Annotated in this window: 21 protein-coding genes; 8 read left to right on the top strand and 13 right to left on the bottom strand. The window is 64.7% G+C overall.

Going from position 1 to position 20,333, the window contains the following annotated elements; genetic code table 11:
- Window positions 1–8: 8 nt before the first annotated feature.
- From F4U95_RS21020 to F4U95_RS20985, 8 genes are all read right to left on the bottom strand, one after another.
- Window positions 9–632, bottom strand: a complete 624-nt coding sequence (locus tag F4U95_RS21020) for a response regulator transcription factor (protein WP_015449255.1) — start codon at window positions 630–632, stop codon at window positions 9–11.
- Window positions 622–2,157 (bottom strand): PAS domain-containing sensor histidine kinase, encoded by a 1,536-nt coding sequence (locus tag F4U95_RS21015; protein WP_030089528.1) that lies wholly within the window; start codon window positions 2,155–2,157, stop codon window positions 622–624. The genes F4U95_RS21020 and F4U95_RS21015 overlap by 11 nt, the downstream gene beginning before the upstream one ends.
- 58 nt (window positions 2,158–2,215) lie before the next feature.
- Window positions 2,216–2,689, bottom strand: coding sequence for a DUF305 domain-containing protein (locus F4U95_RS21010; RefSeq protein ID WP_015449253.1), 474 nt, complete (start codon window positions 2,687–2,689; stop codon window positions 2,216–2,218).
- 90 nt (window positions 2,690–2,779) lie between these two features.
- On the bottom strand, window positions 2,780–3,967 hold the full coding sequence (locus tag F4U95_RS21005) for a copper resistance protein B (RefSeq protein WP_015449252.1): 1,188 nt from the start codon (window positions 3,965–3,967) through the stop codon (window positions 2,780–2,782).
- Window positions 3,964–5,916, bottom strand: coding sequence for a copper resistance system multicopper oxidase (locus F4U95_RS21000; protein WP_015449251.1), 1,953 nt, complete (start codon window positions 5,914–5,916; stop codon window positions 3,964–3,966). Before F4U95_RS21000 ends, F4U95_RS21005 begins: the two co-directional genes overlap by 4 nt.
- Window positions 5,917–5,983: 67 nt before the next feature.
- Window positions 5,984–6,550, bottom strand: a complete 567-nt coding sequence (locus F4U95_RS20995; protein ID WP_015449250.1) for an RNA polymerase sigma factor — start codon at window positions 6,548–6,550, stop codon at window positions 5,984–5,986.
- Window positions 6,547–6,987 carry a periplasmic heavy metal sensor gene (locus tag F4U95_RS20990; RefSeq protein ID WP_007683368.1) on the bottom strand — a complete coding sequence of 147 codons (441 nt, stop codon included), beginning with the start codon at window positions 6,985–6,987 and terminating at the stop codon, window positions 6,547–6,549. Before F4U95_RS20990 ends, F4U95_RS20995 begins: the two co-directional genes overlap by 4 nt.
- The gene (locus tag F4U95_RS20985; protein ID WP_004212738.1) at window positions 6,987–7,259 is read right to left on the bottom strand and encodes a hypothetical protein; all 273 of its coding nucleotides are present in this window, start codon (window positions 7,257–7,259) and stop codon (window positions 6,987–6,989) included. Before F4U95_RS20985 ends, F4U95_RS20990 begins: the two co-directional genes overlap by 1 nt.
- Window positions 7,260–7,392: 133 nt before the next feature.
- On the opposite strand from F4U95_RS20985, the gene copC reads away from it, so the two are divergent.
- The 4 genes from copC to cueR all read left to right on the top strand — a co-directional run bounded on the left by copC (window position 7,393) and on the right by cueR (window position 11,866).
- Entirely contained in the window at window positions 7,393–7,770 is a 378-nt protein-coding gene (gene copC, locus F4U95_RS20980; protein ID WP_007683372.1) for a copper homeostasis periplasmic binding protein CopC, read from the top strand.
- Between the two features lie 4 nt (window positions 7,771–7,774).
- Window positions 7,775–8,719 carry a copper homeostasis membrane protein CopD gene (gene copD, locus F4U95_RS20975; protein WP_015449248.1) on the top strand — a complete coding sequence of 315 codons (945 nt, stop codon included), beginning with the start codon at window positions 7,775–7,777 and terminating at the stop codon, window positions 8,717–8,719.
- Window positions 8,720–9,113: 394 nt separating this feature from the next.
- Window positions 9,114–11,471, top strand: coding sequence for a heavy metal translocating P-type ATPase (locus F4U95_RS20965; protein WP_030089527.1), 2,358 nt, complete (start codon window positions 9,114–9,116; stop codon window positions 11,469–11,471).
- Window positions 11,468–11,866 (top strand): Cu(I)-responsive transcriptional regulator, encoded by a 399-nt coding sequence (cueR, locus tag F4U95_RS20960; RefSeq protein WP_004212744.1) that lies wholly within the window; start codon window positions 11,468–11,470, stop codon window positions 11,864–11,866. The genes F4U95_RS20965 and cueR overlap by 4 nt, the downstream gene beginning before the upstream one ends.
- Before the next feature lie 26 nt (window positions 11,867–11,892).
- Here the strand turns inward: cueR and F4U95_RS20955 are convergent, their stop codons facing one another.
- The 4 genes from F4U95_RS20955 to F4U95_RS20935 all read right to left on the bottom strand — a co-directional run bounded on the left by F4U95_RS20955 (window position 11,893) and on the right by F4U95_RS20935 (window position 16,979).
- Window positions 11,893–12,528: a response regulator transcription factor gene (locus F4U95_RS20955; protein WP_007683376.1), complete on the bottom strand. Its 636-nt coding sequence runs from the start codon at window positions 12,526–12,528 to the stop codon at window positions 11,893–11,895.
- Between the two features lie 562 nt (window positions 12,529–13,090).
- On the bottom strand, window positions 13,091–13,999 hold the full coding sequence (locus F4U95_RS20945) for a ribose-phosphate pyrophosphokinase (RefSeq protein ID WP_150426830.1): 909 nt from the start codon (window positions 13,997–13,999) through the stop codon (window positions 13,091–13,093).
- A complete protein-coding gene (locus tag F4U95_RS20940; RefSeq protein ID WP_004212749.1) occupies window positions 13,996–15,534 on the bottom strand; it encodes a thymidine phosphorylase family protein in 1,539 nt (512 codons plus the stop codon). The genes F4U95_RS20945 and F4U95_RS20940 overlap by 4 nt, the downstream gene beginning before the upstream one ends.
- A complete protein-coding gene (locus tag F4U95_RS20935) occupies window positions 15,531–16,979 on the bottom strand; it encodes an MBL fold metallo-hydrolase RNA specificity domain-containing protein (RefSeq protein WP_031304554.1) in 1,449 nt (482 codons plus the stop codon). Before F4U95_RS20935 ends, F4U95_RS20940 begins: the two co-directional genes overlap by 4 nt.
- A 252-nt stretch (window positions 16,980–17,231) precedes the next feature.
- Here F4U95_RS20935 and F4U95_RS20930 point away from each other — a divergent pair, with 252 nt between their 5' ends.
- Together F4U95_RS20930 and F4U95_RS20925 are read left to right on the top strand one after the other, a co-directional pair.
- On the top strand, window positions 17,232–17,495 hold the full coding sequence (locus tag F4U95_RS20930) for a DUF2933 domain-containing protein (RefSeq protein ID WP_007683380.1): 264 nt from the start codon (window positions 17,232–17,234) through the stop codon (window positions 17,493–17,495).
- Window positions 17,492–18,172, top strand: a complete 681-nt coding sequence (locus F4U95_RS20925) for a methyltransferase family protein (RefSeq protein ID WP_004212753.1) — start codon at window positions 17,492–17,494, stop codon at window positions 18,170–18,172. Before F4U95_RS20930 ends, F4U95_RS20925 begins: the two co-directional genes overlap by 4 nt.
- 109 nt (window positions 18,173–18,281) lie before the next feature.
- Here the strand turns inward: F4U95_RS20925 and F4U95_RS20920 are convergent, their stop codons facing one another.
- A complete protein-coding gene (locus tag F4U95_RS20920; protein ID WP_004212754.1) occupies window positions 18,282–18,851 on the bottom strand; it encodes a hypothetical protein in 570 nt (189 codons plus the stop codon).
- Between the two features lie 221 nt (window positions 18,852–19,072).
- Between F4U95_RS20920 and F4U95_RS20915 the strand changes: the two genes are divergently transcribed.
- Entirely contained in the window at window positions 19,073–19,834 is a 762-nt protein-coding gene (locus tag F4U95_RS20915) for a helix-turn-helix transcriptional regulator (RefSeq protein ID WP_004212755.1), read from the top strand.
- A gap of 13 nt (window positions 19,835–19,847) precedes the next feature.
- Window positions 19,848–20,186, top strand: coding sequence for an autoinducer binding domain-containing protein (locus F4U95_RS20910; protein ID WP_246171671.1), 339 nt, complete (start codon window positions 19,848–19,850; stop codon window positions 20,184–20,186).
- Window positions 20,187–20,333: the final 147 nt, after the last annotated feature.

Below are 20,333 nucleotides of genomic sequence, written 5' to 3'. Positions count from 1 at the left end.
GGTCGCAGTCACTTCGGCTTGCGGCCCATGCCCGCGGCAAAGGCGATCCGCAGGGCTTCGGACAAATTGCGGACCTCGAGCTTGGCCATCAGGCTCGCGCGATGGACCTCGACCGTTCGCGATGAACAGCCCAGGTCATAGGCGATCGTCTTATTGGGCAGGCCGTTCGCCAGCCCTTCCAGCACTTCACGCTCCCGGGGCGTCAGTGCAGCGACCCGCACGCCGGCTTCAGAGGTTTCCAGAGTGCGAAGGTCGACATCGTCGAGACGCGCGAACGCGCGGCTGACGGCGCCGAGCAGGGCGGCTTTCTCGAAGGGCTTCTCGAGAAAGTCGACCGCGCCGCCTTTCATGGCCTGCACCGCAACCGACACGTCGCCATGGCCGGTCAGGACGATGACCGGCATATTGACCCCGCGTGCTGCCATGGCGGCCTGAATCTCGAGACCGTCCATCTCGGGCATGCGCACGTCGAGGATGACGCAGCCGACGGCCGCCGACTTCGCCTCCTTGAGAAACTCCACGCCCGAGGCATAGGTCACGACGTCGTAGCCCGCGGTCTTGAGCGCAAAGCTCGCCGCCTTGCGGATGCTCTCCTCGTCGTCGACCAGATGGATGACGCGTCTATCCCCCATGTTCCTCCTCCGCCCGCGCATGGATCAAGGTAAAATGAAAGCGCGCGCCGCCGCGGTCGGGGCGCTCCATCCAGATACGGCCCCCATGCGCTTCGATGATGGTCCGGCAGATCGAAAGGCCGAGGCCCATGCCGTCGGCCTTTGTCGACTTGAACGCCGTGAAGAGCTGCTCCCGGACCTCGTCGGCGATGCCGGGGCCGGTATCCTCCACGGTCACCTCGATCAGCCCGTCAGGGCGCAACCTGGTCGCTACCTTGAGGTCGCGAACAGGACACGCCGCCATCGCCTCGATGGCGTTGCGCATCAGGTTGACCAGCACCTGCTGGATCTGCACCCTGTCGACGAGAACCGGCGTCGCGGCGGGATCGACCGCGAAGAAGCTGCGGATGCCGCGCTCGCGTGCACCGACCAGCGCGAGCTCGCTCGCCTCGGCGACAACCTGCGGCAGATCGTGGAGGCTCTTGTCGACCTCGCCGCGGGCGACGAAATCGCGCAGGCGCCGGACGATATGGCCGGCCCGCAGCGTTTCCTGTGCCGCATCATCCATCACCGACCGTAGCGACACGAAGGGTTCGTCGTCCCGCTCGTCGAGCATGTCGCGGATCGTCTCGAGATAGAGCGCGACCGCGGCAAGCGGCTGGTTGAGCTCATGCGCGAGGGTCGAGGCCATCGTGCCCATCGCGCTCAGCCGGGAGACATGGACCAGCTCTGCCTGCAGTTCCTTGAGCCTGAGCTCATCCTGCTCCTTGGCGGTGAGATCCCGGATGAAGCCGGTGAACAACCGCTGCCCGTCTTCACCGGCCTCGCCAACCGACAGCTGCATCGGGAAGGTCGAGCCGTCGCGGCGCTGGCCGACCACGACGCGGCCGAGGCCGATGATCCGGCGCTCGCCGGTCTGGAGATAATGCGCGATATATTCGTCATGCCGGTCGCGATCGGGCTGGGGCATCAGGCAGGAGACGTTGCGGCCGACGAGCTCGGTTTCCGAATAGCCGAACAGGCGTTGGGCGGCCGCGCTGAACGACGTGATGTCGCCGGTCTCGTCGATGATGATCATCGCATCGGGGACGGTCGCCAGGATCGACTGGAGATGCTGCTCGCGGGTCTCGATTGACGCCCGGACCGCCGCCTCGTCGGTGACATCGCGACTGATGCAGGCAAAGCCTCGATGTGCGTCGCCTTCGAACAGGGCGCTGATCGTCAGGCGCGCGAGATACTCCGCTCCGTTCTCGCAGACCCGCCACGCTTCGCGCTCCAGCGTGCCTTCGTGAAGGGCGGCCGCCAGGTCTGCGCACGGGCGGCCGGCCGCAATCTCGTCGGGCGGGTAGAACAGGTCATGGGGCTGTCCCAGGACGCGATCGAGGGGCCAGCATTCGGCACGCTCGCCTTCTTCATTATAGCTCAGCACGATCCCGGCAGGATCGAGCAGCGTCAGGACATGGCCGCCAGCCTGTCGCAGGAACAACGGCGCAAGCCGCACCACCTCCCTGGCAATCTCGTCCGCCCCGCGCCTCGTGTCGACCATCGGCCGGCTCACATACCTGGCCGGGCGCACGTATCCGGGCGTAGCCCGACCGTGCCACTCAGCGCCGCGCGAGTATGGCCTTCATCTCGTCGATTTCCTGCCGCTGCGAGCGCTTGATCGCTTCGCAAAGCCGGATGACTTCCGGATCGCTGAGCTTTGCTTCCTGGCACATCAGGATCGCCCCGGAATGATGCGGGATCATCGAGCGCAGAAAGGCCGTGTCGCCGATCGTGGTCTGGGTGCGGATGAGTGCAAAGCTGCCGAAGAAGGCGACCAGCGACGCGGCGATCAGCGCGATGTTGGCGGCCTTCGACACGAACATGTGTCGCATGGCGAGGATCATCAGCACCACCATCGGTGCGACCATCATCAGCGTCATGTAGAGCATGTTGAGGTTGTTGTAGAAGCTGTCGAGCCCGTCGATCATGACGAACATCACCAGATACATGATGACGCCGCTGATGACGGTCTGAACGGCAAGGCTCCAATAGGCACCCATCTTCCGGGTGTTCATGTGGGACGAATGGTCCATGGCGTATCTCCTTCGCTCGGCGCCGGCCGACCTGGGTATGAGTGTAACGCCCCGCTCTCTTGTTCGCCCCCGCCATCAGCCGTCCTGATGCTAAAACCAGAAGCGAACGCCGGCGACGAAGCTGGTGGCATGGACGTCCTCGCCCGCAAGCCTCGACAGCCGCGCCGTGTCTCCGGCTTTGCGCAGATAGGAAACGCCGATGTAAGGTGCGAACTGGCGGCTGAATTCGTAGCGCAGGCGCGCGCCGAGCTCTATGTTGACCAGCCCCGAACCGATGTCGTTCTCCGGAATATCCTGCGCGGCGAAATTGACCTCGGCGCGCGGCTGCAAGATCAGGCGCTGGGTGATGCGCTGGTCGTAATAGCCCTCGACCCGGCCCAGAACATCGCCCTTGGTCGAGAGGAACAGCGCGCCTTCGACCTCGAACATGCCAGGAGCCAGGCCCTCGACGCCGATCGTCGCGTAGGTGCGGTCGGGCCCGCGGCCGAAGTCCTGGCGGATACCGCCCTGAAGATTGAAATAGGGGTCGATGGCCCGGCTGTAGAGCACCTGCACCTCGGCGCTGTCGATGCCGCGGCCGAACTCGCCTTCGCCCTCGCTCTTGAGCCAGAGGCGGTTGATGTCGCCGCCGTAAAAGCCTTCGCCATCCCAGCGATAGCCATCGCGGCCGCTATGCGCCTGATACTCGAACAGGTTGAGCAGCACCTGCCCGAAATTGTTGCCGCCGCTGTCCTTCATCATGATGTCGCGCGAGCGCGCCATCTCGCCGCCGGGAAAATCCCGATCGGCGAAGTGGTCGCCTGGGGGCGGCGGCGGGGGCGCATTGCCGGCCGGAAGTGCGGTGCCGGTCATTTGCATGCCGGGCATGGCGGGCGTTCCCGGCGTCGCTGTCTGGCCATGCTGCGCATGGTCCATCCCGGGCATGTCGGGCATCGCGCCGTCCTGATGCTGGGAGTGGTCCATGCCCGGCATCTCCGGCATTGCGGGAGACGTGGATTGCGGCTGACCGGCCGCATTTGCTTGCGCCGCGGGAGTGGTCTGGTGCTGCGAATGGTCCATTGCCGGCATGGTGTCCGGCGCTGGCTTCTGAGCGCGCGGCCTGGCAGTGGGCTTGGGGCGCGGCGCGGCGGCCTTGTCCTTCTTTTTCTCCTGCGCCGGCCGCGCCCCGCCCGGCGGCGCCATGCCGGGCATGTCGTGCATCGAATGATCCTGGGCAAAGGCGGGTGCGGCGGCGAGAAGGGCGATCGCGCTCACCAGCGGCGTGAGGATGCGGGTCATTGCGCGTCTCCCTTCGGACGCACGCTCACGACCCGCATCATCCCTGCATGCATGTGGTAGAGGAGATGGCAGTGGAAGGCCCAGTCCCCGACCGCGTCGGCGGTGAAGTCCCAGCTCACCTTGCCGCCGGGCTGGACGATGACGGTGTGCTTGCGCGGCGCATGGTCGCCATGCCCGGTCACCAGCTCGAAGAAATGGCCGTGGATGTGGATCGGATGCCCCATCATCGTGTCGTTGATGAGATTGACGCGCACCCGCTCGCCTTCGATGAACGGGATCGGCTCGTGATGGTCCGACATTTTCTCGCCGTCGAACGACCACATGAACCGCTCCATGTTGCCGGTGAGGTGGATGTCGATGCTGCGGCTCGGCGCGCGCACGTCTGGATTGCGCTCGAGCGCCATCAGATCCTTGTAGACGAGCACCTTGTGGCCGACGTCGGTGAGGCCCTGGCCGGGCTCGCCGGTGCGGTCGACGGGCATCGGCGAGATGGTCTGGACGCTCGGATCGCGCTTCACCTGCGGCGCGTTCGAGAAGTCGCGCATCTTCATCGAACCCATCGCGTGCCCGCCATGATCCATGCCCGCCATCTGGCCATCGGCGCCCATCGCGCCGTGGTCCATGCCGGCCATCGATCCATGATCCATCCCGCTCATCGCGGAATGATCCATCCCCGAATGATCCATGCCCGCCATGGCGCTGTTGTCCATGGTCGCCATCGCTGCCGCCGCGCCGGTCGCGAGGCGCGCGGACGCGTTCTTCTCGGCCGTCGGATCGACGCCCCGCATAGCGCCGCCCGACATGTCCATGCCTTCCATGCCCGGCATCGAGGACATGTCCATGCCCATGTCCTTCATGTCGGCGAGCGGCCGTTTGCGTAAGGGAGGCACCTCGCCAGCCATGCCGGCGCGCGGCGCGAGCGTGGCACGCGCCATACCCGAGCGGTCGATGGCCTCGCCGACAAGAGTATAGGCCTTGTCCTCGCCTGGGCTGACAACGACGTCGTAGGTCTCGGCGACACCGATCTGGAACTCGTCGACGGTGACGGGCACCACATTCTGCCCGTCGGCCTGGACGATGCTGAGCGGCAGGCCGGGTACGCGGACGTTGAAGGTGGTCATCGCCGACGCATTGATGACGCGCAGCCGCACCCGCTCGCCCGGGGTGAAGAGCGCGGTCCAGTTGTCCATCGGACCATGGCCATTGACGAGATAGGTGTAGGTCGATCCGGTGACATCGGAGATGTCGGCGGGGTCCATCCGCATCTGGCCCCAGTCGAGCCGGTCCTTGAGTGGCTGGTCCTTGCCCGAGAGCAGCCCGGCCAGCGTCTGGCGCTGGAAGTTGAAATGGCCGGGGTTGACCTTGAGACGCCGGAAGATCGCCTGCGGCGAGAGTGCGCTGTGATCGGCGAGCACGATGACATGCTCGCGGTCATAGGCGACCGGATCGGCACCGGCGGGGTCGATGATGATCGGGCCGTAATGGCCTTCCTGCTCCTGCAGGCCCGAATGGCTGTGATACCAGTAGGTGCCGCTTTGCACGACGGGGAACTGGTAGAGGTAGTTCGATCCCGGCTTGATGCCCGGAAAAGACACGCCCGGCACGCCGTCCATATTGGCCGGCAGGATCAGCCCGTGCCAGTGGATCGAGCTGTCCTCCTCGAGTTGATTGACGACGTTGAGCCGCACGCGCTGGCCTTCGCGCAGCCGGATCAGCGGGGCGGGGACCGTGCCGTTGAGACCGATTGCGCGGAACTGGCGCCCGTCGATGCTCATCGACTGCCGGGCGATGGTCAGCGTGATGTCTTCGCCCGACACGGTCGGTAGCGTCGGTCGCATCCCCGGCGAGATGGTCTGCGCCCAGGCAGGCAGCCAGGCTGATAATGCGGCGCCACCACCGGCGAGGGCCGCGCCGCGAAGGAACTGGCGGCGGTCGAGGGCAGAAATCATTCGGTTTGTCTCAGCTTGCGGAAAGAGGGCGGACCTATTGGAAATACGCAGCCCACCCGCCTGCCCCTCAAACTTTCTTCAAACTTTCCGCGAGGCGCGCCCGGGCGCGGTAGAGGCGGGTCTCGACGGCCTTCTGGGAGATGCCGAGGATCTCGGCGGTTTCGGCTTCCGATTTCTCGTCGATCGTCCGCAAAATAAGCGTGTCCTTGAGGGAAGACGGCAGGGCAGCAATCGCTTTCATTGCTTGCGCGAGCTGCTGTTCGGCCCCGATCGCCTGATCGGGCAGCGGTGCGTCGTCGGCGACGCCGTCCGCCTCGCCGAGCGGTAGGGCTAGGGCAAAGAAATTTCGAACCGCTCGCCGACGCCGCCAGTCATGGCATTTGTTGATGACAATCCGGGACATCCAGACCTGGAAGGGTCGGGTTACGTCATAGCGGTTGAGTGCGGCAAAGGCCGCGACGAAGCTCGCCTGGGTGACATCCAATGCCTCATCCATAGATCCGACATGGCTGCGCACGAGCCGGTGAACCCAACCTTGATGCCGGCGGACCAGCTCGCCATAGGCCGCTTGCCGGCCTCCAAGCGCCAGAGCCGCGAGCTCCCCGTCCGAGCAGTCGGGGAGGCACGCGGTCATTCGGATTTGGCCGTCAGCGCTTTCACCACGGCGTCGTCGAATTTGTCCGTCTGATCCGGGCGCAGCACGGCCCGCATCGCGAAGATATGCTCAAGTGTTTCTTTCTGCAGCGCGCCCATGGCCTGGTGCGAGCGATCCACCGCAGTTGCGACTTGCGGGCCATAGCCATGCTCCGCTTCGATCGCTTCCGCGAGACGCGCATTGTCGGCGCGCAATTCGGCCTCCAGCGCTTGACGCCGGATCGCGTAGTTCTTCTCGATTGTCTCGAGTCGGCTGTGTTGCGCTGAATTCAGCTTCAGATCGCGATGGAGCAGCTCGTGCAGCTCATTTTCGACCGGGCGCACTGGAACCACATAGACGCGGCCAATGACAACGCCAGCGATCGCCGCGGCGAAGGTCACCAGGACGAGGAGCAGGAGCCGGCGGCGGTCGCGCATCACTGCGAGCTCAGCAGCGTCGAGGGCGCAAGCGCGAGCCGAGCATCGAAGGGCGATAGCGGTTTGGCATCAGCAGACCGTGTCGGAACTGCCGAGCCGGCAATTCCGATGAACAGCGCGGTTGCGGCCGCGATGCCGAACGTCATAGCGCCAAGGCTTGGTATGGCCCGGATGCGCGCTATTTCCGCCATGACCCGGCTTTCCAGGCCGCCGAGCCTGGGATCGAGAGGCGCATCGCGCAACCGCGAGAGCAGGTGGTCAAGTTCATCCATGGTGCTTCTCCGTCTTCATCCTTCAATACGCACGATGGTCCAGGAACCCTTGCTGTAGATTGAAAAGAATAATTGCGAGGGGTGGGGGCTCGGGCTGCGTATTGTCTCATGGGATCTACAGGAGAATGTTCCAATGCGTTTCTTTTCGCCTCTCGCAGTTATCGCCGCCGTCGGCCTGAGTGTTTCTGCTCCGGCCTACGCGCATCCCAAGCTTGTGTCCTCGACGCCCGCCGCGAACGCCAGCGTCTCGGCGCCTTCGCGTATCACGCTCACCTTCAGTGAAGGTCTGATGCCGAAGCTGTCGGGCGCCGAGATCGTGATGACCGGCATGCCCGGCATGCCCAACCACCGCATGGCGGTAACCGGCTTCAAGACGTCCGTCGAAGGCGACAAGACGCTCGTGCTGACGCTCGCCAAGCCGCTCATGGCGGGCAGCTATCAGGTCGCCTGGCACGTCGTCTCGACCGACACGCACCGCATCCAGGGCAATCTCGCCTTTACCGTCAAGTGACGCCATGAACGACGTGGCACTCGTCGCCGTCCGCTGGGCGCTCTACGTCGATCTCGGCCTGTTGTTCGGCCTGCCGCTGTTCGCGCTCTATGCGCCCGGCGGCGGCCGGACGGTACAGCGGCATCTGCCGATGGTAGCAATGGTGGCCGGTCTCGCCTGTCTCGCCCTCCTGCTGTCGGCGCTGGGGTTCGCGTTGCAGGCAGCGGCCATGACCGGACTGCCGCTCACCCAGCCTGATCTTTCCATGGTCGCAGAGCTGTTCAACGGCACGTCCATGGGAACGGCGCTGAAGGCGCGCCTCGTCGCGCTCCTCGTTCTTCTGCTCTCCATCCCCTTCTATCGCCGGCAATCCCGTCCTGCCTTCATCGCCTCCACTCTGGCAGGCGCGGTCGCACTCGCGACCCTCGCCTGGAGCGGGCATGGCGCGGCCGGCGAAGGCGAGGCGGGCTGGCTGCAACTGGGGGCCGATCTCATCCATCTGCTCGCCGCCGGCGCCTGGGTCGGCGCGCTTGCCGCCTTCCTCGCGCTGGTTCTTCCCAGGCTCGCAACCGATGATGTCGCCGCTGAAGACATGGACCAGGTCACACTGGCCGAGGAAGCCCTGCGGGGTTTCTCCCTCGTCGGCACGATCATCGTCGCCCTGCTGATCCTGACCGGGACGGTGAACGGCTGGTTTCTGGTCGGCCCGGGCAACATCGCCTCGCTCGGTCAGTCGAGCTACGGCCTGCTGCTCATCGCCAAGCTGCTGCTCTTCGCCGGCATGCTGGGCCTGGCCGCGCTCAACCGTTATCGCCTGACCCCGGCACTTGCGCAGGCGATCGAGGAAGAGGACGCGCCACGGGCGCAGGCGCTGCTGCGCGCGAGCCTCGTCGTCGAAGGCGGTCTTGCGATCGTCATTCTCGGGCTGGTCGCCTGGCTGGGGACACTGTCGCCACCCATGTCGATGTAGTTTATCGTTTCGAACGCCTCGCGTTGGGAGAAGCCAATGCAATCGTACACCCCGCCGCGCGGGACTGGATCGACGAAAGACTATGATCGCGCGATCCGCCTGTGGGCGCGGGAGAAGCGGTGGCGTGCCGCCATGCTTGCCATGCTGCGCCCGGATTGGCGCCTGGTAATCGCCGATTATGGCCGACAGCACGGGTCTCATGCGGCTCGCCTTCCGCCTGACCGTGCAGCGGCTCGATGGCATCGACGATACCCAGCCCAATGCCGACGGCGTGCTCCCCGGCCTGATGGCGGCCAAGCGAACGGGCCCGCCGATTTGGCCGCTTAGGCGATTACGTATTGACCCTGACACGGTGTCAGACCCTAGATCGTCAGGCGTCGAAAGGAGCGAGGCGATGAACGAGACACATGGAGCGGCGCATGGCGGCGGTTGCTGCGGCGGCCACGGCACCGCTAAAGCGGCGACCGGCGTCAAGGACCCGGTCTGCGGCATGACCGTCGACCCGGCGACCACGGCGCATCACGCCGAGCATAGCGGTGAAAGCTATCATTTCTGCAGCGCGGGCTGCCGGACCAAATTCATCGCCGATCCCGAGCGCTATCTCGGCCCGCCGACGCCGCCGGTCGCGGCGCCCGAAGGCACGATCTGGACCTGCCCGATGCATCCCGAGATCCGCCAGGACCATCCCGGGTCCTGTCCGATCTGCGGCATGGCGCTCGAACCCGCGACCGTGACCGCCGACAGCGGCCCCAGCCACGAGCTAGTCGATTTCACGCGGCGCTTCTGGGTCGGCCTCGTGCTGGCTCTCCCGGTGCTGATCCTCGAGATGGGCGCGCATGTCTTTCCCGCGATCCATCGCCTCGTGCCGATGTCGACCTCGGTATGGATCCAGTTCGTGCTGGCGACGCCTGTCGTGCTCTGGGCGGGCTGGCCGTTCTTCGAGCGTGGCTGGGCCTCGCTCAAGACCCGCAACCTCAACATGTTCACCCTGATCGCGATGGGGACCGGGGTCGCCTGGATCTACAGCGTCATCGCGACGCTCGCGCCTCAGCTGTTCCCGCCGGCCTTCCGCGGCGAGGACGGCATGGTTGCCGTCTATTTCGAGGCGGCCGCGGTGATCACCGTCCTCGTGCTGCTCGGCCAGATGCTCGAACTGCGCGCGCGGGAACGCACCTCGGGCGCGATCAAGGCGCTGCTCAACCTTGCACCAAAGACCGCGCGCCGGATCGGTTCTGATGGGAACGAAGAGGAAATCAGCCTTGATCTGGTTGCGGTGGGCGACCGCCTGCGGGTGCGGCCGGGCGAGAAGGTGCCGGTCGACGGCGTAGTCGAGGACGGCCGCTCCTCGCTCGACGAGTCGATGGTCACCGGCGAATCCATGCCCGTCACCAAGGCAAAGGCCGACACAGTGATCGGCGGCACGCTCAACCAGACCGGTGCGCTGGTGATCGTCGCCGACAAGGTCGGCCGCGATACCATGCTCGCACGCATCGTCCAGATGGTCGCTGAGGCGCAGCGCTCGCGCGCGCCGATCCAGCGCATGGCCGATCAGGTGTCGGGCTGGTTTGTGCCCGTGGTCATCGCGGTCGCGGCCGTCGCGTTCATCGCCTGGGGCATCTGGGGTCCCGAGCCGCGCTTCGCCTATGGGCTGGTGGCGGCGGTCGCCGTGCTGATCATCGCCTGTCCCTGCGCACTGGGGCTGGCAACGCCGATGTCGATCATGGTCGGGGTCGGCCGCGGCGCCGGGCTCGGTGTCCTCATCAAAAATGCCGAAGCACTCGAGCATATGGAGAAGGTCGACACTCTCGTCGTCGACAAGACAGGCACGCTGACCGAAGGCCGGCCTGCCGTCACCCAGGTCGTGCCGGCGCCCGGCTTCGACGAAGCCGAGCTGCTGTGTCTTGCCGCCTCGGTCGAGCGGGCGTCCGAGCATCCGCTCGCGTTGGCAATCGTCGAGGCCGCGAAGGATCGCGGCATCGTCACGAGCGACGTCATCGACTTCGACTCGCCGACCGGGCGCGGCGCGCTCGGCACGGTCGAAGGGCGGCGCATCGTCCTCGGCAATGCGCAGTTCCTTGCCGACGAAGGGGTTGCGACCGATGCGCTCGCCAGCCAGGCCGACGCGCTGCGCCGGGATGGCGCCACCGCGATCTTCATCGGGGTCGACGGCACAGTCGGCGGCGCCTTCGCGATCGCCGATCCGGTGAAGGCCACGACACCAGAAGCGCTCGCCGCGCTCAAGGCGGAGGGCATTCGCGTGGTCATGCTGACCGGCGACAACCGCACGACCGCGGAAGCGGTCGCCCGACGCCTGGGCATCGACGAGGTCGAAGCCGAGGTGCTGCCCGATCAGAAGAGCGCCGTGGTCGCCAGGTTCAAGCGCGAGGGGCGGGTCGTCGCCATGGCCGGCGACGGTGTCAACGACGCCCCCGCGTTGGCCGCCGCCGACGTCGGCATCGCCATGGGTTCCGGCACCGACGTCGCGATCGAGAGCGCTGGCGTCACGCTGCTCAAGGGCGACCTGACTGGCATCGTCCGGGCGCGGCGGCTCAGCCAAGCGACCATGTCGAACATCCGCCAGAATCTCGTCTTCGCCTTCATCTACAATGTCGCGGGCGTGCCCGTAGCGGCGGGTGCGCTCTATCCGCTGTTCGGTATTCTGCTCTCGCCCATTATCGCGGCGGCGGCGATGGCGCTCTCTTCGGTGAGCGTGGTCACCAACGCGCTGCGCCTCAACCGGAAAGCACTGTGAACATCGGCGAGACGTCACGGCAGAGCGGCGTCTCTGAGCGGATGATCCGCCATTATGAAAAGATCGGCCTCATCCCGGCGCCGGCGCGTCGGGGTGCTGGCTATCGTGACTATGGCGAGCGCGACCTCCATCGCCTCCGGTTTATCGCCAATGCCCGCGATCTCGGCTTCCCGATCGAGGAGATCCGCACGTTGCTCAGCCTTTGGGCCAATACCGGCCGTGCCAGCGCGGAGGTGAAGCGGCTTGCCCTTGCCCGCGCCGATGAGTTTCAGCGCAAAGCCGAGGCGTTGACGGCGCTGCGCGACACGCTAATCGACCTGGCCGAGCGCTGCCAAGGCGACGAGCGGCCGGATTGTCCGATCATCGCCGAACTGGCCGCGGCCCGATCCGCATAGCATCCGGCATCGCACGGCCGAGAATTTTAGGGGTGCCCGTTTTCGGTCGATTCGTGCAGGTCGACGGCGAAAGCGATCCGCAACAGGTCGGGCAGGCTTTGCGCGTTGAGTTTGATCATCAGACTGGCCCGATGCAGCTCGACCGTGCGCGACGTGACGCCGAGTTCATCTGCGATAAGGCTATTTGGATAGCCTCGCGAAATTCCTCTCAGAACGGCCCGTTCGCGCTGCGTCAGTCTCGCGGCTTTCGAAAGAGCGTCGGCCTGTTCGGAGGCACGACGGGCTATACTCTCAAGCCAGCTGAAGCCGCGGTCGATCGCGCCGAGCAATGCGGCCTTCTCGACCGGTTTGGCGAGAAAGTCGGCAGCGCCCGCCTTCATCGCCTGTACGGCGAGCGTAGGATCGCCATTGCCCGTCAGCACCACGACGGGCATGTCGATACCGCGTCGCGTCAGCTCCGCCTGAACCTGCAGGCCGTCCATGTCGGGCATGTGCATGTCGAGAACCACGCAGCCTTTCTCGGCGTCCTCTGCGCTCAACAGAAACTCCGGCCCCGAAGCGTAGGCTTCTACGGCAAACCCTGCGGTCCGCAACGTGAAACTTAGTGCTTTTCGTATTGTCTCTTCGTCATCGACGATATGCACGACGCGCTTGTTCCCCATAGCCCCTGAGATCGATCAATACGCAGTGCCGCGAGGGCAGCGCTTCAAGGGATACTTCTCTGCACGTTGGACTATGGTCCCAGGTCAAGAGTAAAAATTTGGCGAGGCAAAACGGCGAAGGACAGCGAAACTGTGAGGGTTCGGCTACTCCGCTCACACCAATGCCGCGGTCGCTGCGGCTCATTGCCGGGTCTCTGCTCCGGACGATGCATGCGAGTTGCCCGCGCCGCCCTCGGCGCGATCGAGCCATCGCTACGCTTCCATCACATCGTCGACCGGCAGCGGGTTACTGGCGCCCGGCGGGCGAGGGGGGCGGGTTGGCCCTTGACGGCTGCGCGATCGGACGCCCAGGATAGCAGGGTGGCGCGCTTTACTTCGGGCTCAAGCTTCAGGTGCCCAGCAACGTCGAGGGGATCGATGAACGAGCGTGTGTGCGACACGACATATCCTCCTTCCCTGCCGCGATTTTCTCCGAAAGGGAGATCTCAGGAGATTGGTTCGGACTCGTTTAGGGTCAATGGATGAGGACGCGCACAGCGTTTGCCGGGCGTTCATTTCCGTCTTAGAACTGACGCGCAGCACGCCATTCAATCCGGTGGCGAACGGCCTCCGCGATCGCTGGCATGACGTCTATATCATTCGACGCATGTGCAACCGCGTTCGTGCTGACGATCCTTTCGACAAGCCCACCCAGAACCTGCGCTGCATCGCCGGCAAAAAGCGGATGCACGACCACGCAATCCGGTCGCGCGAACCCCATGCCGACCAGTTGGCGCGCCGCCTCGGTGAGGGTCCGACCGGATGAGGCGATATCGTCGACCAGCACCGGCTGGCGATCGAGAAACGCTGGGGCATTCGGAATCGAGATGGTGACGTGACGGTCGCCGGATCGGATTTTCTCGCACACGAGAAACGGAGCATCGGCATCGGCCGCCACCTGCGAGACCCACTGTTCGCTTTCCAGGTCCGGACCGATGATCAGCGGGCGAGCGACATTGCGCTTGATCCACGAGGCCAAAAACGGCGCGGCATGAACAACCTGGGCTGGGATGCGGTAGATTTCCGACAATTCATGGTAGCGATGGAGATGCGGATCGACCGTCACCAGCCAGTCGAGATGGCGAGACAGGATCGCAGCAAAGGTTCGCGACGTCACCGCCTCGCCGGCATGGAAGCGTATGTCCTGGCGCATGTAAGCGAGGTAAGGGGCGACGAGCCCGATCCTGCGAGCGCCAAGATCGCGCGCGGTGTCGGCTGCGAACAGCAGCGGCAACAGCTTGGCGTCCGGATGATCGAGACTGGACAGCAGGATGACCTCGCGGTCGCTGACGTCGTTTCCGACCCTGAGATAGGTTTCCCCGTCAGGAAACTGACGATGCTCGATCGTGCCGACCTCTGCATCGAGCGCGGCGGATAGCGGCTGTGCCAGGGCCTCGCTGCCAGGCAGCGCGAACAGGACGGGACGGTTCATAGCGCTTCAATCCCGAAGATCGGCCCGTCGCTCACGGCATAGGCCGCCGCATAGTCGAGCTCGCCCGGGCTCTCGGCATGAATGCTACACAAGGGAGCCCCGGCATCCACCATCTGGTTCAGCCGACACTGCAGTGCGACGCCAGCGGCCTTGGCCACCGGCGCGCCGGCGAGCTTCGCGACCGTCGCGAGCTTGCGATTGTCGATACTCACCAGGCGGCCGCTATAGGGAGCGATCATATCCTGCTGAAACCGGGCGACCGGTGGAGCCCGCATGCCGCCCTGCGCTTCGCAGATACGTTGGAACTTGGCCCAGGCCCCGCCGCTTTCGAGACACGCCCGCGCACGCGCATAGCCTTCGCCGGCCGGGGCCGCGTCAGCGAGCTCAAGCAGTCCTCCCGCCAGCTCGCAGGCCCGGTGGGCGAGATCCTCGGCGCCCGGCTGCCCCTGGAGGACGGCAAGGATATCCTGCGCCTCAAGCGCCGGGCCGATGCCCCGTCCGATCGGCTCCGCGCCGGGGCCGCGCATCACGCGCGTGCGAAGCCCGAAGGCTTGGGCGACCGAGCTCAGCGCGCGCTCGAGCGTATCGGCGGCATCGGTTCCGCGTACCTTGGCGGTCGGCCCGACCGGGATATCGATGACCAGATGGGTCGCACCGGCCGCGATTTTCTTGGACAGCACCGAGGCGACCATCTGCCCTACGGCATCGATATCGAGCACTCGTTCAACGCCGATGATCACATCGTCGGCCGGGCTGAGATTGACGGCGCCGCCCCAGGCGATGCAGCCGCCTTCGCGCTCGACCACCTTGCGGATGGCGGAAACGTCGAGGTCGACAGGTGCAAGCACCTCCATCGTGTCCGCCGTGCCGGCCGGCGAGGTGATCGCCCGCGACGATGTCTTGGGCATGATCAGGCCCTCCGCGGCCATGATCGAGACGATGATCGGCGTGGTGCGATTGCCCGGCAATCCACCGACGCTATGCTTGTCGACGATGACCGCTCCGGACCACTGCAATCGCTCGCCGACATCGACCATCGCCCTGGTCAGGCTGATCGTTTCGTCCGTATCGAGCGGGACCGCTGAGCATGCCGTGATGAACGCCGAGAGATGGACATCGCTATAGCGTCGCTCGGCGATGTCGGTCATGATCGCTGAAAAAGCCCCTTCACTGAGACGATTGCCATAGATGCGCCGACGCACTTCGGCGAGCGAGGCGAGAGGCTGGGCGTGCGCGATCTCGACCGGATCGCCCTCGCTGACGCCGAGCCGCCGCCATGCGGATTCGGACAGGCCGATCTCGCCGGGCGCTGGAGCCTCCGCGGAACTGTGCAGCAGCGAGACGACGATTTCCCGCCCGCCGGCGTGCAGCGCGACCTGCGCGCGCGACGCGAGACCTTCCGAGCGGCAGACGGGACAGTCTTGGCGCATGACCGCGATCAGATCACCTCCGGCAGCCGACAGGCCGAGGCGGTGTGCCCGCAGCGTCGTCGCGACAGGCTCTACTTCGGCGTCCTCGATGATCCCGGGCTTCACGCGAGCATGCCCCAGCTACCCAGCGCCGGTACGCTGCATGCCCAGCCCAGATCCTCCGAGACTCGCTTCGCCAGGACCTGGGCGCCGGTCGGCTCGCCATGCGTGACATAGACATGGCGCGGGGGCTCTTGCAGCGACCCGAGCCAGCGCATGAGCTCGTCGCTGTCGGCATGCGCCGAAAGCATCGTCAGGTTGGCGACATCGGCTTCGACCGGGATATACTCGCCGTGGATCTTGATCGTCCGGGCGCCCCCGATCATGGCGGCGCCGCGGGTGCCCGCCGCCTGGAAGCCTGAGAAGAGGATGAGGTTCTTCCCATCCGGCGCGAAGCGCTTGAGATGGTGGAGCACGCGGCCGCCCGTTGCCATTCCACTGGCCGAGATGATGACCTTGGGAGCGGGGTTGGCGGTGAGTTCCTTGGATTCCTCCACTTCGCGCACATAGTGCGCGACGCTGCACGCCGCTTCGCACTCGGCGCGGGCCAGGCGATGCTCGTCCATGAAATCGCACATCAGCCCGCTCGCGTTGATCGCCATCGGGCTGTCGAGGAAGATCGGGATGTCGCGGAGGCGTCCCTGCGCGCGCAGACGCGAGAAATGATAGAGAAGCGACTGAACCCGTCCCACGGCGAAGGCCGGAATCACCACCGTCCCGCCTCTCTCGACGCATCGTTCGACATGATCTCCAAGCGTCTTTGTCGGATCGACCTGCTCGTGGCGCCGATCGCCATAGGTCGATTCCACTAGGACATAGTCGGCGCGCGCGGGCGGCTCGGGATCCTTCATCACCGCATCGCCGTAACGGCCGATGTCGCCTGAGAAGAGGATTGTCCGCCCCTTCCAGTCGATCTCGATCGACGCCGCGCCGAGGATGTGGCCGGCGCGATGGTAGCGCACCCTGATGCCGTCCGTGACTGCATGCCACGCTCCGAACTCGATCGGGCGGAAGAGCTGCAATGCCAGACGCGCGTCGGCCTGGGTGTAGAGGGGCAGCGCCGGCTGGTGCCTGGAGAAGCCGTGCTGGTTGGCGAACTCCGCATCCTTTTCCTGCAGATGGCCGCTGTCGGGAAGAAGGAGCTCGCACAGGGCCGCGGTCGCCCGCGTGGCAAGGACGGTCCCGTCCCAGCCCAGGCGCGCCATGCGCGGTAGTGCGCCCGAGTGATCGAGATGGGCGTGGGTCAGCAGCACCTGGCCGACATCCGCGACTTCGGGTGGGATCGATGCCCAATTAAGGCGGCGCAGATCCCTGGGTCCCTGAAACAGGCCGGAATCGACCACGATCTGAGTTTCACCATCGTCCACCAGATAACGCGACCCTGTGACCGTTCCCGATGCGCCGAGAAAGGCAACGCCGAGACCATCGGCCGGGCGCTTGGCCAGATCGATCCTTGCTTCACGCTCGAAGATGGTCACGCGGGAATGGTGCCGTTTCTTTCTCTTTTGCATGGACGCGGGCCTGCCTCTCACGATTATGTTCGTGAGCGCAGCATTGGTTCGCGGACGCCGCACGCCTATACGCAAAATCCGCAGCACGACTGCTGCTCCCCGACAGCTGCGTCGCCCGAACGCCGATGGCCGATCCCATCGATCGCCTTACCCATGCCTGCGCGATGCCCGGGGGACTTCGGTCTCTACTTATACCTTGCTCCTTGGACTCGAGCCTATGCTGCCCGGACGTTGACCAGAAGAGGACGGCATATGGGCGAACATGACCATCGCATGCGCAAGCGCGGCAAGATCGTTCTGATCGGCTTCCTGCTCGTCGCTAGCTTCTTCCTCCTCACCGAGCATACCGCGCACTTCCTGGGTGTGCTGCCCTATCTCATCCTGCTCGCCTGCCCGCTCATGCACCTGTTCATGCACCGCGGCCATGGTGGGCATCAGCATGGCCATGAGCCCGGTCAGGCACCCGCCGGCTTACCGGCCAATCCCAACGGCCGCATCGAAGGAGAGTCGCGATGACGCACGCCGACTATGGCTATGGTCTGTGGGGGCTCGCGCTGGTTAACGCCGCCGTTTTCATCCTCTTTGCGTTCAGCTTCTTCAAGCCGGCAACTAAACGAGACTGGCGCAGTTTGGGGGCGTTCAGCGCTTTCATCATAGCGCTCTTCGCGGAAATGTATGGCTTCCCGCTCACGATCTTCGTGCTTTCGGGGTGGCTCCAGTCGTATTTCCCCGCTGTCGACTGGTGGAGCCACGATGCTGGACATCTCCTGGAGATGATGTTCGGCTGGCGAGTTAATCCCCATTACGGTCCATTCCACATCGCCAGCTTTGTGCTGATCGGCGTGGGTTACTGGCTGATCTCGGTTGCATGGACGGCCCTTCACTTGAGTCAGCGCAAACACCAATTGGCCCTTACTGGGATTTATGCCCGGATCCGGCACCCGCAATATGTCGGCTTCATTCTCGTCATGCTCGGCTTTTTGCTACAATGGCCGACCCTTTTGACCCTTGCTATGTTTCCGGTGCTCGTCGTGATGTATATTCGGCTGGCTCGGCATGAGGAAAAGGAGGCGCTAGCCAGCTTCGGCGAGGTTTACCGCGATTATATGGCTCGCGTGCCCGGCTTCATTCCGAATCTGACAATCCATTCGCGTCGAAGAAGGCCATGGCGATCCTTTGACGGGAATGGCTGATGTAATTGCCGGCAAGGGCAATGCTGACGTTCTGACTGGCCTTATTATTCGGACATCGTTACCCGACCTCACAGCACACTACTGCAGCAACCCCGGTTCGACTGCGCAATCATCTTGGGAGGGCAAGTTCGCCTTGCACGGGCAGATTCGGTGTGGAGCTGATGCCCGGCACTAGACGCAGAGCATCGCCGATCAAGGTATAGACGGCGTGGCGCTGGCCGCCACGGTTCCGATGGTCGACGCGATAGCCCTGATAATGTCGGCGGAGCAGGCCTGCATTCACCAGTTCGGAAACGGCGCGACTGAGATTACTCTTGCCGGCTGTGCGAATGCGTGCCCGCATTTCCTCCGCGATCACGCCGCGCCTTTTCTCCAGATCGCCGGGGAGCAGTCCGTTTCTAGCGAGGTCGCTCTCGACCCGCTCGGCCAGCGTAATGCTGCGCGGACCACGCTGGGCCATCGGGGTCAATGCGTCGCATAGCCAATCGCGCAGGGAAACGAGCCCATCGTTCCGCCTGACCCAGGGACCGGCGCTTCCATCTGGCCCCGCCACCTGGGCGATCAGGTTGAGCAGCATGAAGGCATAACGGGGCCGGCTCGATACGGTCGCCAGCGTCTCGAGCACGGCCGCGACATCACAGCCAATGGAGGGTTCAAGAGGCTTGCCTGCATGAAACATAACATGATGGAATCAAGCACAAAGCAGGATCAATGTGAATCCCAAATCGGCGGCCGCAGACGGGTTGTCAGCTATGACACTTTGCCGGCGGATAAAGTGTCATAGGCGATCCATTCTAATCGTAGATTGTTGCGAATCGTTCTCAACTCATCCTGATAATCATGGCGCTCGCCGCTTAGGTCTGGACGAGCCGTCTCCTCGCGGACGAGCTTCCGTCGCCTATGGCGAACAGGATAAAAGACTGCGGCCGCCTTGATGATCTCACGCGCTTTGCGGCGGACTGTCAGCGTGCTGAAACCCTTGGCGATTTACATGGCACGATCGATGCCGCCGTGCGCGATCTTGGCTTCCGCTGGTTCACGCTGCTTCACAATATCGACCTTCGGCGCGGAGGCGAGCAAAGCCTGTTCCTCACAACCTATCCATCGGCCTGGCTCGAGGAAGTTCTCGAAGAACGCCATTATCTCGAAGATCCGATCCATGCGGCCTGCGCTCGCACCCCGTCAGGGCTCGCCTGGGACCGGATCGGCGACGTGCTGGAGCTCACGCCGCGCCAGCGAAGCATCCTCGACCGCGCCAGGGACCATGACCTTGCGTCCGGCTACAGTTTGCCAATCCGGACCCCGGGGGAACCCGAGGCGATCTTTACCGCCGCCCGATCGCGCGACGAGCCGCTCAGCGCAGAGGAGGTTCTGACCGCCCGTCTGCTCGGCTCGGTCGCTTATGATCGGGCGCGCGAGCTGCTTGGCGAAAGGGCAGGGCCATTGGCCTGCGTCCCTCTCAGCCCTCGCCAGGTCGAATGCATCGCGCTCGTCGCGCAAGGCAAAAGCGACTGGGAGATCGGCCAGATCCTCGGCCTCAGCCGCGACACCGTGCACGAATATGTTGAATCGGCCCGCAGGCGTTATGGCGTGCGACGACGCACGCAGCTGGTGCTGCGCGCGGTTCGCGATGGTCATCTCAACATGGAAGCGCTGCTCTGATCTCGCCGGCCATATGATGATCGGGCTTGGGCAAGTTCAGGATTTCTGCGCTGTCGCTGGCGCGATCAAGGACGCTACGGCCTTGTCTGACCTGATGGCCGAAATCACGAAGGCCATGGGCTTTCGGCACTATGCCCTGGTCCATCATGTCGACCTGAAGCCTGCGGTTCGCTCGGTCCACATCGTCGACTATCCGCAAGACTGGGTGGAGCGCTTCCAGGCGAGACGCCTCTATGCGAGCGACCCGATCCACCGCGCCAGCCATCGCACCAATGTGGGCTTTGCCTGGTCGGCGGTTCAGTCGATCATCTCTCTGACGGCCGCCGATCGCTCGATCCTGGCAGAAGCCTAGTTAGCGTCCGCGCTCGTGGTGTAATTTCCGGTGTAGATTGAGGCGATCGCATGGGTGGGGCATGCCCCACCCATGCGAATTCGATCTCGGTGGCCACCGGGCTCATCGGTAAGGTGGAGTTACCACACTTCACACGCCCACCGAGGA

The sequence above is a fragment of the Sphingobium limneticum genome, assembly GCF_008710165.1.
Taxonomy (GTDB): Bacteria; Pseudomonadota; Alphaproteobacteria; order Sphingomonadales; family Sphingomonadaceae; genus Sphingobium; species Sphingobium limneticum.
This window is presented reverse-complemented; position numbering and strand designations above follow the sequence as displayed.

Bases quoted from the DNA above. Each gene is read 5' to 3' on its own strand.
- F4U95_RS21020 (WP_015449255.1), bottom strand. From the start codon at position 632: ATGGGGGATAGACGCGTCATCCATCTGGTCGACGACGAGGAGAGCATC.
- F4U95_RS21015 (WP_030089528.1), bottom strand. From the start codon at position 2,157: ATGGTCGACACGAGGCGCGGGGCGGACGAGATTGCCAGGGAGGTGGTG.
- F4U95_RS21010 (WP_015449253.1), bottom strand. From the start codon at position 2,689: ATGGACCATTCGTCCCACATGAACACCCGGAAGATGGGTGCCTATTGG.
- F4U95_RS21005 (WP_015449252.1), bottom strand. From the start codon at position 3,967: ATGACCCGCATCCTCACGCCGCTGGTGAGCGCGATCGCCCTTCTCGCC.
- F4U95_RS21000 (WP_015449251.1), bottom strand. From the start codon at position 5,916: ATGATTTCTGCCCTCGACCGCCGCCAGTTCCTTCGCGGCGCGGCCCTC.
- F4U95_RS20995 (WP_015449250.1), bottom strand. From the start codon at position 6,550: ATGACCGCGTGCCTCCCCGACTGCTCGGACGGGGAGCTCGCGGCTCTG.
- F4U95_RS20990 (WP_007683368.1), bottom strand. From the start codon at position 6,987: ATGCGCGACCGCCGCCGGCTCCTGCTCCTCGTCCTGGTGACCTTCGCC.
- F4U95_RS20985 (WP_004212738.1), bottom strand. From the start codon at position 7,259: ATGGATGAACTTGACCACCTGCTCTCGCGGTTGCGCGATGCGCCTCTC.
- copC (WP_007683372.1), top strand. From the start codon at position 7,393: ATGCGTTTCTTTTCGCCTCTCGCAGTTATCGCCGCCGTCGGCCTGAGT.
- copD (WP_015449248.1), top strand. From the start codon at position 7,775: ATGAACGACGTGGCACTCGTCGCCGTCCGCTGGGCGCTCTACGTCGAT.
- F4U95_RS20965 (WP_030089527.1), top strand. From the start codon at position 9,114: ATGAACGAGACACATGGAGCGGCGCATGGCGGCGGTTGCTGCGGCGGC.
- F4U95_RS20955 (WP_007683376.1), bottom strand. From the start codon at position 12,528: ATGGGGAACAAGCGCGTCGTGCATATCGTCGATGACGAAGAGACAATA.
- F4U95_RS20945 (WP_150426830.1), bottom strand. From the start codon at position 13,999: ATGAACCGTCCCGTCCTGTTCGCGCTGCCTGGCAGCGAGGCCCTGGCA.
- F4U95_RS20935 (WP_031304554.1), bottom strand. From the start codon at position 16,979: ATGCAAAAGAGAAAGAAACGGCACCATTCCCGCGTGACCATCTTCGAG.
- F4U95_RS20930 (WP_007683380.1), top strand. From the start codon at position 17,232: ATGGGCGAACATGACCATCGCATGCGCAAGCGCGGCAAGATCGTTCTG.
- F4U95_RS20925 (WP_004212753.1), top strand. From the start codon at position 17,492: ATGACGCACGCCGACTATGGCTATGGTCTGTGGGGGCTCGCGCTGGTT.
- F4U95_RS20920 (WP_004212754.1), bottom strand. From the start codon at position 18,851: ATGTTTCATGCAGGCAAGCCTCTTGAACCCTCCATTGGCTGTGATGTC.
- F4U95_RS20915 (WP_004212755.1), top strand. From the start codon at position 19,073: ATGGCGAACAGGATAAAAGACTGCGGCCGCCTTGATGATCTCACGCGC.
- F4U95_RS20910 (WP_246171671.1), top strand. From the start codon at position 19,848: ATGATGATCGGGCTTGGGCAAGTTCAGGATTTCTGCGCTGTCGCTGGC.